This window comes from Capsulimonas sp. (assembly GCF_039929585.1).
Taxonomy (GTDB): domain Bacteria; phylum Armatimonadota; class Armatimonadia; order Armatimonadales; family Capsulimonadaceae; genus Capsulimonas.
Window position 1 is genome coordinate 1 of record NZ_JBDSQY010000242.1, and the last position, 11,397, is coordinate 11,397.

The window sequence follows — 11,397 nt, forward strand, 5'->3', positions numbered from 1 at the left end:
GCAGGGATGGATGTGGCAGACAGTCTGGCGCGAGGGCGGGAAAATCCACATGGGCTTCGGTCTTGCAGGGGCGCTTCGGGAAGCGGGCCTTGTGGTGGAGCGTGTGCGCGCCGAGGCGGTCGTGCAGACCCCGGAAGCGCATTTTCCAATCGAGCCGATCGTCCGGGCGATGCTGTCCCGCATCGTGGCGCATGGGGTCGCGACTGAAGAAGAAATCGATATCGACACGCTGGAGCAGCGACTGAGCGACGAATTTGAAAGCGCGAACGCGACCTATATCGGGGATATGGTCTTCGGCGCATGGGCGCGTAAACCTCTGGACGCTCCGGCGCATGCGTGATACGTCTCACGTTCAGCAGACGCTGTATTAGCGGCGAGCGCTGCGGCGTATCGCCTGAGGCGGCGCTCCGTAGAGGCGCAGAAAGGCCCGGCGCATTCGTTCCGGGTCGGAGAAGCCGACGGACGCAGCGATGGTCTCGATCCCCTCCGTCTCATTCTCAACACGGCTGCGCGCCGCTTCCGCGCGCAGCCGCTCAATGGCTTTGGCGGGCGTCTCCCCAGTCTCACGTTTGAACGCACGCTGAAACTGACGAACGCTGAGGCACGCGACGGCCGCCAGCCGCTCGATCGGGATCGGCTCCGTGAGATGGTCACGCGCAAAACCGAGCGCAAGACGAATACGATCTGACTCTGGTGTCATTTCCAGCATCGCCGAGAACTGCGACTGACCGCCGGGACGCCGATGATAGACCACAAGCTCCTGCGCCACCGCACGGGAAACAGCGGGGCCGAGATCCTCTTCAATCAAGGCCAAAGCCAAATCCACGCCCGCCGTAATGCCCGCCGATGTCCAGACATGACCGTCCTTGCTGAAGATAAGATCGCCGGCGACTTGGACATTGGGATAGTCGCGCTGCAGCTGAGCCGCAAATCGCCAATGTGTCGTCGCGCGCCTGCCGTCGAGCAGTCCGCACTTCGCCAGCACGAACGCCCCGGTGCAGACGCTCGCCACGCGCGCCGTCTTTAGCGCCGCGCCGCGAATTGCGGAAATCTCGCCATCCCCCAGCAAACGCGATCCCGCTCCGCCCACGACGATCAGCGTGTCCAGCGCAACATCCCCCAGCGCCTCTGTCTCCAGAACAAGGCCGACGGTGCTTCGGACGCGTTCTCCCGAAACGGAGAGTACATGCAAACGATACGCCTCATCTCCCGAAGCGCGAGCGGCGACCTGGAACGCGCAGAGTGGGCCGGACAGGTCGAGCATCTGGTGTTCATTATAAATCAAAAATCCAATGTGCTTCGGCATGACGTTTTCTGAGGGATCCTTGTCTTTTATGACACTATCATCGTTAAGTCGTTCTAGTGTACCATGTTTTCATAAAACCAACGGATCGGAGAACAGCGCCATGTCCACCCTGACAACGATCGTGATGCCGATATACGACGACGTCACGCAGCTCGACTTCACAGGCCCACATCAATTCTTCTCGCGAATGCCGGACACACAGGTGATCGTCGCCTCTATCTCTGGCAAATCGATCCATGCCTCCGGGCTTGTGTTCTGTGATCTCGCCGACTTAAACGCCATCGAACAATGCGATGTGCTTTGTGTGCCGGGCGGCTACGGCTGTGTCGCGGCGCTGGAAGATGACGCCTATCTCAGCGCGATCCGCCGGCTTGGCGGATCCGCTCGCTATGTCACGTCCGTCTGCACAGGCTCCATCATTCTCGGCGCCGCCGGCTTACTGAAAGGCAAGCGCGCCGCCTGCCACTGGTCCTGGCGTGATCTGCTGCCGGCCTTTGGAGCGATCCCCGACGCCGGACGCATTGTGTGCGACGGAAACGTCATTACAGGAGGCGGCGTAACCGCTGGGATTGATTTCGCACTGACGCTCATTGCGGAATTGGCGGGCGATGAGATGGCGCAATCGATCCAGCTGTCCCTGGAATACGCTCCCGAACCGCCGTTCCATGCCGGACGTCCCGACATTGCGCCTCCGGAAATCGTGGAGAAGGTCGCGGCGCGCATTGCGGCCCTGCGGCCGACGGCGCGTGTGGAGCAGGCAGCGCAGCGATTGATGTCCAGCGTCTCAGAAACCGCAGCCGCAGGCTAAACAAAAAGGGCGGACGCCATGCAGCGTCCGCCCTTTTCTTTCAATGGATCAATCTCGCGATTACCGATGCACGGCCCCTACCCGCTCGGCGAGCGCGGTTTCGACGGCGCGCATTTGTGTTTCCACTTCGGCGTCGGTCAGGGTGCGGTCGGCGGCGCGGAAGACGAAGCGGATGGCGACGCTCTTTTTGCCTTCGCCGATCTTTTCGCCGGTGTAGATGCTCTCGGGGGCGATCTCTTCGAGCAGGGTTTCTTCGACGACGGAACGCGCCGTGCTTTCCAATGCCCAGTAGCCGACTTCGCTGTCCACGACAACTGCCAGCACGCGGGTGACGGCGGGGAAGCGCGGAAGCGGCGTGTAGTGGCGTGTGTCGGCGGAGACGGCGAGCAGGGCGTCGGCGTCGAGTTCGAAGGCGGCGACGCGGCCGACGCTGGCGGGGACGTTCAGCTCGGACTTCACGGCGTCGGGGTCCAATTCAGCAACGTAACCGATCGGCTGGCCGTCGATCTCCACAAGCGCCGTACGGCCGGGGTGCATGCCATGGACCTGGCCAGGCACGAACTGGGGTTTGGGTAAGCGCAGGCGGGTAAACAAGGCTTCTACGACACCCTTGGCGGCGTAGAAGTCAATCGCGGGAATCTCTTCGCCGGTCCAGCGGCGCGGCGAGACGGCCCCGGTGAGCACGCCGGCGACGCTGCGTGTTTCCAGATAGTTGCTGACGCCCTCGCCCTTGGCGAAGACCTTGCCGACTTCAAAGAGACGCACATCGGGTTCGCGCTGGCGCAGGTTGTGCGAAAGAACGCCCAGCAGATTGGGAACCAGCGACTGGCGCAGGCCGGATAGCTCCGCCGAGAGAGCGAGGCGGATGGCGACACGCTCGTCCGTCTTTTCGGGATCGTCGAAGGACGACGGGGCCGCGAGCGAATGGGTCAGCGCTTCCTGCAAACCGATACTGGTGAGAACAGTGCGCAGATCGCCGGCGAACTTGCCGCGCGGGGCGTCCACACCGCCGCCGCCCGCCGACGGGGGGAGCGTTTCCGGCAGCGTATCGTAGCCGATCATCCGGCCGACTTCTTCGATCAGATCGATCTCCTTGAGAAGATCCGTGCGGAAGGTCGGGACCAGGACTTTGAAAGGGCTTGCCGAGGCGTCGACGATCAGGCCCAAGCGCGTGAGCGATTGCGCGATCGTCTCGTCGGTGAGATTCGTGCCGAGGATCGCATTGGTGCGTGTCGGCCGAAGCTCGATCGGCAGGGCGCGCTTGGGGGCGGGATACAGATCGATCCGCCCCAGTGCGATTTCACCGCCCGCGAGGTCCGCGAGCAGCTCTGCGGCGCGCTCCAGGGCTAATGGGACCAGTTCGGGGTCGACGGTGCGCTCGAAACGATAGGAGGCGTCCGTGGACAAACCAAGCACTTTGGAAGTGCGCCGAATGCTGCCGGGATCGAACTGCGCGGCTTCCAAGAAGATATGGCGCGTGCTGTCCGTGACTTCGGTCTCCGCGCCGCCCATGACGCCAGCGACGGCGATGGGCTTCTCACGATCGGCGATCACGAGCATTCCCGCCTGCAAGGCGCGCTCGGCGCCATCCAGGGTGATGATCGTCTCACCAGCGTTGGCTGGTCGGACGACGATCTTGCCTTCGGGGATCGTATCGTAATCAAACGCATGGAGCGGCTGCCCCAGTTCGAGCATCACATAGTTGGTGACATCGACCACGACGTTCACCGGACGCATGCCGCAGGCGGCGATGCGCTTCTGGATCCAATCGGGGGATGGGCCAATGGTGACGTTGCGCACGACCTTGCCGGCGTAACGCGGGCAAAGAGCCGTGTCGGTGATGACGACACCCGCCCAGCGGCGCACATCGTCGTTCTCGTCGGGCAGGGGCGTCGGAAGCCAGGACATCTTCGTATCCAGCGTCGCGGCCGTTTCACGGGCGACGCCGAGAAGAGACATCCAATCACCGCGATTGGGCGTGACCTTGGTGTGGTAGACCGGACCGTCTTCCGACGGCGTGATCTCCTCCACTTCGAGGCCCGCCATTGTCAATTTATCGGCCAGCGCTTTGTCGTCCAGCGTCGTCGGGACGAACTCGCGGAGCCATTCCACGGGAAATTTCATGATTACCAATACACGGCTTAGAACTGCCGGAGGAAACGGACATCGTTCTCCGCGAAAAGTCGAATGTCGTCAATGCCGTACTTTGCCATCGGCATCCGGTCGATTCCCAATCCCCACGCAAAGCCCGTATAGCGCTCGCTGTCGATACCCATCGATTCCAGGATATTGGGGTGCACCATTCCGGCGCCGCCCAGCTCCAGCCAGCCGTCGCCCCATTGAATGGCGACTTCGACGCCGGGCTCAACGAACGGGAAGAAATCGGGACGGAATCGGATGGTGACATCGCCGAACAGCATCTTGGTCAGCTGCGCGAAGGTGCCCTTGAGGTCTGCCAGCGTCAGGCCCTCGTCCACAGCCAGCAGGTCGACCTGATGGAAGGTGTGCGAATGCGTGGCGTCGACGGCCTCGTAGCGATAGCACTTGCCGATCGTCGCCTGACGAATGGGAGGCTTGCGCCCTTCCATCACGTGCGCCTGGAACGCCGTCGTTTGGGTGCGCAGCAGATGGGTGTCGTCAATGTAGAACGACATCTGCTCGTCGAATGCTGGGTGATCCGGAGGATAGTTCAGCATCTCAAAATTGTAGTGGTAGTGCTCGATGTCCGGGTACTCGTCAAACGAATAACCCATGGAGATCAAGGCGTCCTTCACGGCCTGCATCTGGCGCGTGATCGGGTGCGGGCCGCCGTTCCAGACATTGCGTCCGGGCAGGGTGACATCGACCGAGTCGGCGGACAGGCGCGCGGTGCGCTCGGCGGCGGCCAGACCGCCCTTGCGGGCGCCCAGGCGTTCGAGCAGCTCCGCCTTGCGGACGTTGACGGCTTGTCCGAACTGCGGCTTTTCCTCGGCGGGGAGAGAACCAACGAGGCGCAAGAGACCGGTTAACCGGCCCTTGCGCCCCAAGAAGTCCACTTCCACACCGTCCAGCTGCGCCACCGTGGCCGCGTTGTCCACGGCGTCGGCGGCTTCAGTCGCGATTTGCGCGAGCTCTTCGTACGGTGTCATGTCGTGATTTAAGACGTCGCGATGCCGGCCGTCGGGGCCGCCACCGTGATGTTGAGCGACTTCACCAGGCCGTTGAAGGCGTTGATGTCGCTGATCGCCATCTCCGACAGGACCTTGCGATCCAGCTCGATGCCCGACGTGCTCAAGGCGGCGATGAAGCGGCTGTACTGGACGCCCTGCGCGCGGCAGGCGGCGTTGATACGCGCGATCCAGAGCGAGCGGAAGCTGCGCTTCTTGTTGCGGCGGTCACGGTAGGCATAGTTGCCGGACTTCATGACCTGTTCGTTCGCGCTCTTGTAGAGGCGAGACTTACCGCCGAAGTAGCCTGAGGCTTCCTTCAAAATCTTGTGGTGACGCTTGTGGCGCATCAAGCCACGCTTAACACGTGCCATATCTCTGTCCTTTTACGGGCGCTCATGCGCCCGGTTCTTTTTAATATCAATGACGCCGCAAACGAACGCGGCGAAAAATTGCGCTTTAAATAAAATTAAAGACCGTTGGGAAGCATCCGCTTTATCGCCTTGAGTTTACCCTTGTAGAGCTGGCTTTCGGCGGCCAGTTTGCGGGACGTGCCCGGTCCCTTGTGGATGTTCAGGTGGTTGCGGTAAGCATGCTGATGGATCAGCTTGCCGGTGCCCGTCACTTTAAAGCGCTTCGCCGCGGTCTTGCGGGTCTTGATCTTCGGCATCGTATCAGTCTCCTTCGTACAATAACTCTATTTCGACCGTCACCATGGACGATCTCCATTTTTTCTATTTCACGCAACAACGAACCCGGCCACGGTTTGTCGCGCCGGGTTCGATGCGATTCTTTTTATCCATCCCGAAAGCCGCGAAGGACACGAAGCAAAGGCGCTCGAACACGCTCGCTTACGCGGCGGGCGGGGTCTCCGGCTCAGGCGTCGCCGCCGGAGCCAGCGCTTCCACAACGGGCGCAGGCGCTTCCGCTGCCGGCGCTTCCGCTACTGGCGCAGGCGTTACTGCCGGAGCAGGGGCGGGCGCTGCACTGGCCACTGGGGCGACGGGTGCTGCGCTCGCCGCCGGGGCGGCCGGACGCGGCGTGGCGGGCTTCGGCGCGGACGGGGGCTTGGGAGCTCCCGGCGCGGCGGGCTTGGGTCCACCAGCCTTCAGCGGGCTCAGGATCATGGTCATCATACGGCCTTCCATCGACGGGGGCTTTTCCACCTGCCCGACTTCGGAGACCATCTGCGTGACTTTATCCATCTGCTGACGTCCAAATTCCGGGTGGGTGATCTGGCGTCCCTTGAACCGGATCGTCACCTTGACTTTGTCGCCGTCTTCCAAGAATTTGATGGCGCTGCGAACTTTGACATTGAAGTCATGGTCCTCGATGTTCGGAAACATCTGGATGCCCTTGAGTTCGCTTTGCTTATGCTTCTTGGCGGATTCTTTTTCTTTTTTGGCCTGCTCGTACTTGAACTTGCCATAGTCCATGATCTTACAGACCGGCGGCTGCGCTTGAGGCGCGACTTCGATCAAGTCGATGCCGCGTTCCCGCGCGATCGCCAGGGCTTCGCGCGGGGTCATAATACCCAGCTGACCGCCATCGTCATCGATGACGCGGATTTCCCGCGCTCGAATCCGCTCGTTCATGTTTACCCGCGGCTCACGCGGGTCTCTGCGAAAATCCCGACTGTTTATAAAATTCCTCCGAAATCGCTCGCTCGAAAACGTCTGTTTTGACGATTGTCCGCATGCTGGCGCGCTTGCATTTAGCCAGCAAAAAACTCCCTATATTATAGCCCATTCTGAGAAAGGAGTCAAGAGTCACGGGAAATTTGCGTCCTTTGACATACAATGATTTCACCACAATCATCAAACACTTCTAAAACACAGCATATTTCCGGGCGAGAATGACAGAAAAAGCAGGAATAAACATCTCAAAGAGGCCAAGGAATTGAGCGAGAAGGAAAAAGCAAGTCTTCGCGCCACGGCCGATTGACGGCGGATCAGAGGAAGAAGAAGACCCCAGAGAATGTCTGCTCGCCAAAAAACACAAGTTTTGGTGCAGCACCATAGTTGTTATCGGCATATATTTGCCGATAAAATCTGTAGAAAACCTGCACCAAGATTGCACTATCGTGTCAAAAAGTGCAATTTTAATGTCATTTTGTGCATTGACTAAGTAATAGTATTACCCTACAATTGAGCATCATATCGTGCATTGAAGTGCACCAAGAAAGAGGATATCATGAAGAGCCGCATTGGTTTTACTCTCATTGAATTGCTCGTTGTCATCGCAATTATCGCTATACTTGCAGCGATTTTGTTCCCTGTCTTCGCCAAGGCCCGTGAAAAGGCCCGCCAGACATCCTGTTTGTCCAACCTCAAACAACTTGGTCTGGGTTACATGCAGTACTATCAGGACTCCGATGAGTGCTTCCCCAATGGCGCCAAGTCTCAGGGAGCTTGGACAACCGCAGGGATCGGCTGGGCTGGTCAGATCTTCCCATACGTGAAATCGACCGGCGTTTACTCCTGTCCGGACGACTCCACCAGTGTTGCCGCCGGCCGGAATCGAATTTCGTACGCCGTCAATGCACAGCTGTCGGAAAAAGCCGTTACCCTTGCCGGCGCTAACCAGCCAGCCTCCACAATCCTTTTCATTGAAGTGTCAAACATCCAAGGTCAAACATTACCGACGGAAAACCCGGCAATCGCCAATCTCTCCCCGGCCGACTATGGCGATAACTTGATCTCTGGATGGGGGACCAACGGCGGAAACAACCAATGCTGCAACTCAAGTCCTGGTAATCCTGGCTTTTATGTCACCGGTAAGACAATGGGCGTCAATGACCACGATCCCGTTTTGACTCCCGGCAAGGCGAAAGCCGCACGACACACGGACGGCGCCAACTGGGCTTTCGTGGACGGGCATGCGAAGTGGCTAAGAGGCACGAATGTCAATTCTCAGAACAGCAATCCCGGCGGAACACAGTGTCCCGTGACGGGATGCTATTTCCCCTACAACTCGTAAGGCAGCGTAAAAAGGCCTCCCTGCTTTGGCGGGGAGGCCTTTTTATTGTCGATTTGTACTCAGATTGCGGCGGCCCCGGCTTCCACACGCACGGCAAGCTCTTTCAAGCCATTCACTCTCAATGTTTGGATATAATCTTCTACACTTTTGGGGGGATTTTTGAGAGAAGCTCGATGAACTTGCACGGCGTGCAGAAACAAGGCCGAATTCTCATCGAAAAGGGCGGACAGAAACATATCGGGATGAACAGGCATAACGCCATATGCCAGCAAAGTAGGAGCGGGAAAATCGGATAGATTGAACGTCACAATGACGGGCGCCTTTGCTTCCATGGCCGCCGCCACGACATGGCGGTCATTCGCATCCGGCAAACTTATTGTTGGAATATGCGCTTCATAACCTGAAACAAGACATTTGGGAGTGATCAGGCTCATCAACTGACGCGTACGTTCTAAATGCGCAGGATTGAGTTCCGGTCTGTCCGCTAAGACATTGCGTATCCATTCCGCGTGAATTTCGTCTGTCAAACGAGGTTCGTAAGCTCCAACAACAGCAACCCTCATAAGCAAATCCCGCAGTGATTGGGGATAAAGCACGCACGCATCTAATACAGCAAGAATCATCGATATAAGCCGAGCCGCTCCGTCTCGGCGGTGAGCTCGTCCATGACCTGACCACGCCGCTCAAGCTCCTCTGACGTTAAGATCGCGTCTTGATCCGATTTTGACCGTGCAATCAGCCCTCTGATTGCAGTGATTGATTCCATCTGCCGCAAGCGACTCATGAGGTTTTCATAGCTCTCCGTATCAAGCATCACCACTTCGGCGCGGCCGTTGACAGTCAGCACTTCAGGCATCCTGGTTTCTTTGAGCCGCGCGATGTGCGCTTTATGGTTCCTGATAAAATCACTCATTGAGTGTATCTGGCGCGTGTCAAGCATAGCAATCCTCTATCATATAATTTTCACTTAATTATATGATAGCAGATATTCCAGAGCTTATACAAGCGTATTTCTAGGTGTTCGTCTAAGCCTCGGCAAAAAAAGACCTCCCTTGGACCGGGAGGTCTTTTCTTGTCGATTTGGAAGCAGCTCTTTACGAAAGAGCGGCTGAACCTAAGCTGTCTCTTCCACCAATCGCGCGATGAAGTCGTCCAGTGGGATCGCGCCAAGGTCCGTGCCGCCGTGCAGACGCACGGAGACCGTGCCGGCGGCGGCGTCGCGGTCGCCGACGACGAGCATGTACGGGATCTTCTGCACTTCGGACTCCGCGACTTTCTTGCCGACCTTTTCGTTGCGCGCGTCCAACTCGACGCGGAATCCCTTGGCCTTGAGCTTGTCCGTGACGGACTGGGCGTACTCTTTATGCCGATCGACGATCGGCAGGACGACGGCTTGGACCGGCGCGAGCCAGGTCGGGAAGACGCCGGCGTAGTGCTCGATCAGGAAGGCGACCATGCGCTCCATCGTGCTGATGATGCCCCGATGGATCATGACCGGCTGGTGCTTGTGGCCGTCCTCGCCCGTGTAGTCCAGGCCGAACTGCTTGGGAAGATGGCGGTCGACTTGCACCGTCGAGACCGTTTCTTCCTTGCCGAGCATGTTGCGCAGCTGGATGTCGATCTTCGGACCGTAGAAGGCCGCCTCGCCCGCCGCCTCGTAGTACGGCAGGCCCAAGTCTTTGAAGACGTTACGCAGCTCGCCTTCGGCCTGCTCCCACAGCGCGGGGTTGTCGACGTACTTCTCTTTGTTACTCGGGTCGTGCAGGCTCAGGCGATAGGTGTAGTCCGTGATGCCTAGCTTGCGATAGGCGGCCTCGACCATCAGAATACAGCCCTTGACCTCTTCGACGACTTGATCCTCACGGCAGAAGATATGGGCGTCGTTAAGCGTCATGGCGCGAACGCGGGAAAGACCACTGAGCTGTCCGGATTTCTCATAACGATACATCGTCCCGAGCTCCGCCAGGCGCACCGGCAAATCCCGATACGAATGCGCGTCGTTCTGATAGATCATGATATGGTGCGGGCAGTTCATCGGACGAAGCACGAACTCTTCGTTCTCGATCTTCATCACCGGGAACATGCCGTCTTGATAGTGCTCCCAGTGCCCGGAGATCTTATACAGATCCACCTTCGCCAGCTGCGGCGTGTAGACGTGGCTGTACCCCGAGGCAAGCTCGACGTCCACGATATGCCGCTCCAGCACACGGCGGATCGTTGCGCCTTTCGGCAGCCACAGCGGCAGGCCGGGGCCGATCGTTCCGTTGTTCGCGAACAGCCCGAGCTGCTTGCCCAGCACTTTGTGGTCGCGGCGCTTGGCTTCTTCCAGACGCGCCAGATGAGCGTCCATCTCTTCCTGCGTGTCAAAGAGATAGCCGTAGATGCGCTGCAATTGATCGCGCTTCTCATCACCGCGCCAGTAGGCGCCGGCAACCGAGGCGAGCTTGAACACGCCGATTTTGCCCGTACTCTCGACGTGCGGTCCACGGCACAGATCCGTGAACGAGCCCTGCGTATAGAACGAGATCGTCTCGCCTTCGGGCAGGTCGTGGATCAGCTCCGCCTTGAACGGCTGTCCCCGCTCCTCTTCCCAGGCAATGGCTTCTTCGCGCGGCTTTTCGCTGCGCACCAAGGGATGGTTGTCGCGCTTGATCCGCTTCATCCGCGACGCAACCTCAACCAGGTCCTCAGGAGTCAGCGTGCGGGGCAGATCGAAATCGTAATAAAAGCCGTCGTCGATCGGCGGGCCGATCGCGAGCTTCGCAGTCGGAAACATCTCCACGACCGCTTGGGCCAGGACATGCGCGGCAGTGTGGCGCTGTTTCCATATCTCTGCATACTGCTCGGCGGGTTGCGAATTGTCAGCCACGTTGCTTTTCTCCTCTACGAAAATGTTCTCTAGTATGACAGAAACCCGGTATTCTTGTCAAACACGGAGATCAGTCGCAGACGCGCATCGATATTATCGAAATCGCGCGAAAGACTTCCCCATTTATGGGGGAGATGGATAGCGCCGTGCCGAAGGCGCGAGATTGAATTGAATCCTTGTTCGATTCCATGTATAATAGTAGACAATGATCATTCGGAAATGCTATCGGTATCGATTGAATCCTTCTCCAGAACAAGAACAGAAATTCTTTCAATGGTCAGGGTGTCGA

Annotated in this window: 11 protein-coding genes and 1 pseudogene; 3 read left to right on the forward strand and 9 right to left on the reverse strand. The window is 58.7% G+C overall.

What is annotated here, in order from left to right; translation table 11 throughout:
* Nucleotides 1-340 (forward strand): annotated as a pseudogene (locus ABIZ35_RS18390) (methyltransferase); the annotation flags it as partial.
* Between the two features lie 27 nt (nt 341-367).
* On the opposite strand, the gene ABIZ35_RS18395 reads toward ABIZ35_RS18390, so the two are convergent.
* Nucleotides 368-1,306, reverse strand: coding sequence for a GlxA family transcriptional regulator (locus tag ABIZ35_RS18395; RefSeq protein WP_348221376.1), 939 nt, complete (start codon nt 1,304-1,306; stop codon nt 368-370).
* Nucleotides 1,307-1,406: 100 nt separating this feature from the next.
* Between ABIZ35_RS18395 and ABIZ35_RS18400 the strand changes: the two genes are divergently transcribed.
* Complete coding sequence (locus ABIZ35_RS18400; RefSeq protein ID WP_348221377.1) at nt 1,407-2,114, forward strand: DJ-1/PfpI family protein; 708 nt, start codon at nt 1,407-1,409, stop codon at nt 2,112-2,114.
* A gap of 60 nt (nt 2,115-2,174) precedes the next feature.
* On the opposite strand, the gene pheT is transcribed toward ABIZ35_RS18400, so the two are convergent.
* From pheT to infC, 5 genes are all read right to left on the reverse strand, one after another.
* On the reverse strand, nt 2,175-4,238 hold the full coding sequence (pheT, locus tag ABIZ35_RS18405) for a phenylalanine--tRNA ligase subunit beta (RefSeq protein ID WP_348221378.1): 2,064 nt from the start codon (nt 4,236-4,238) through the stop codon (nt 2,175-2,177).
* A 17-nt stretch (nt 4,239-4,255) separates the two neighbouring features.
* A complete protein-coding gene (pheS, locus tag ABIZ35_RS18410) occupies nt 4,256-5,242 on the reverse strand; it encodes a phenylalanine--tRNA ligase subunit alpha (protein ID WP_348221379.1) in 987 nt (328 codons plus the stop codon).
* A gap of 8 nt (nt 5,243-5,250) precedes the next feature.
* Nucleotides 5,251-5,634 (reverse strand): 50S ribosomal protein L20, encoded by a 384-nt coding sequence (gene rplT, locus ABIZ35_RS18415; protein WP_348221380.1) that lies wholly within the window; start codon nt 5,632-5,634, stop codon nt 5,251-5,253.
* 95 nt (nt 5,635-5,729) lie between these two features.
* Complete coding sequence (gene rpmI, locus ABIZ35_RS18420; protein ID WP_348221381.1) at nt 5,730-5,930, reverse strand: 50S ribosomal protein L35; 201 nt, start codon at nt 5,928-5,930, stop codon at nt 5,730-5,732.
* A gap of 181 nt (nt 5,931-6,111) precedes the next feature.
* Nucleotides 6,112-6,855, reverse strand: coding sequence for a translation initiation factor IF-3 (gene infC / locus ABIZ35_RS18425; protein WP_348221382.1), 744 nt, complete (start codon nt 6,853-6,855; stop codon nt 6,112-6,114).
* Nucleotides 6,856-7,453: 598 nt separating this feature from the next.
* Between infC and ABIZ35_RS18430 the strand changes: the two genes are divergently transcribed.
* Complete coding sequence (locus tag ABIZ35_RS18430) at nt 7,454-8,239, forward strand: DUF1559 domain-containing protein (RefSeq protein ID WP_348221383.1); 786 nt, start codon at nt 7,454-7,456, stop codon at nt 8,237-8,239.
* A gap of 59 nt (nt 8,240-8,298) precedes the next feature.
* On the opposite strand, the gene ABIZ35_RS18435 is transcribed toward ABIZ35_RS18430, so the two are convergent.
* The 3 genes from ABIZ35_RS18435 to thrS form a co-directional block, all read right to left on the reverse strand.
* On the reverse strand, nt 8,299-8,862 hold the full coding sequence (locus ABIZ35_RS18435) for a PIN domain-containing protein (protein WP_348221384.1): 564 nt from the start codon (nt 8,860-8,862) through the stop codon (nt 8,299-8,301).
* Nucleotides 8,859-9,152 (reverse strand): type II toxin-antitoxin system Phd/YefM family antitoxin, encoded by a 294-nt coding sequence (locus ABIZ35_RS18440; protein WP_348221385.1) that lies wholly within the window; start codon nt 9,150-9,152, stop codon nt 8,859-8,861. Before ABIZ35_RS18440 ends, ABIZ35_RS18435 begins: the two co-directional genes overlap by 4 nt.
* 201 nt (nt 9,153-9,353) lie before the next feature.
* Nucleotides 9,354-11,108, reverse strand: a complete 1,755-nt coding sequence (thrS, locus tag ABIZ35_RS18445) for a threonine--tRNA ligase (protein ID WP_348221386.1) — start codon at nt 11,106-11,108, stop codon at nt 9,354-9,356.
* Nucleotides 11,109-11,397: the final 289 nt, after the last annotated feature.

Coding starts and splice junctions, on each gene's coding strand:
- ABIZ35_RS18395 (WP_348221376.1), bottom strand. CDS start 1,306: ATGCCGAAGCACATTGGATTTTTGATTTATAATGAACACCAGATGCTC.
- ABIZ35_RS18400 (WP_348221377.1), top strand. CDS start 1,407: ATGTCCACCCTGACAACGATCGTGATGCCGATATACGACGACGTCACG.
- pheT (WP_348221378.1), bottom strand. CDS start 4,238: ATGAAATTTCCCGTGGAATGGCTCCGCGAGTTCGTCCCGACGACGCTG.
- pheS (WP_348221379.1), bottom strand. CDS start 5,242: ATGACACCGTACGAAGAGCTCGCGCAAATCGCGACTGAAGCCGCCGAC.
- rplT (WP_348221380.1), bottom strand. CDS start 5,634: ATGGCACGTGTTAAGCGTGGCTTGATGCGCCACAAGCGTCACCACAAG.
- rpmI (WP_348221381.1), bottom strand. CDS start 5,930: ATGCCGAAGATCAAGACCCGCAAGACCGCGGCGAAGCGCTTTAAAGTG.
- infC (WP_348221382.1), bottom strand. CDS start 6,855: ATGAACGAGCGGATTCGAGCGCGGGAAATCCGCGTCATCGATGACGAT.
- ABIZ35_RS18430 (WP_348221383.1), top strand. CDS start 7,454: ATGAAGAGCCGCATTGGTTTTACTCTCATTGAATTGCTCGTTGTCATC.
- ABIZ35_RS18435 (WP_348221384.1), bottom strand. CDS start 8,862: ATGATTCTTGCTGTATTAGATGCGTGCGTGCTTTATCCCCAATCACTG.
- ABIZ35_RS18440 (WP_348221385.1), bottom strand. CDS start 9,152: ATGAGTGATTTTATCAGGAACCATAAAGCGCACATCGCGCGGCTCAAA.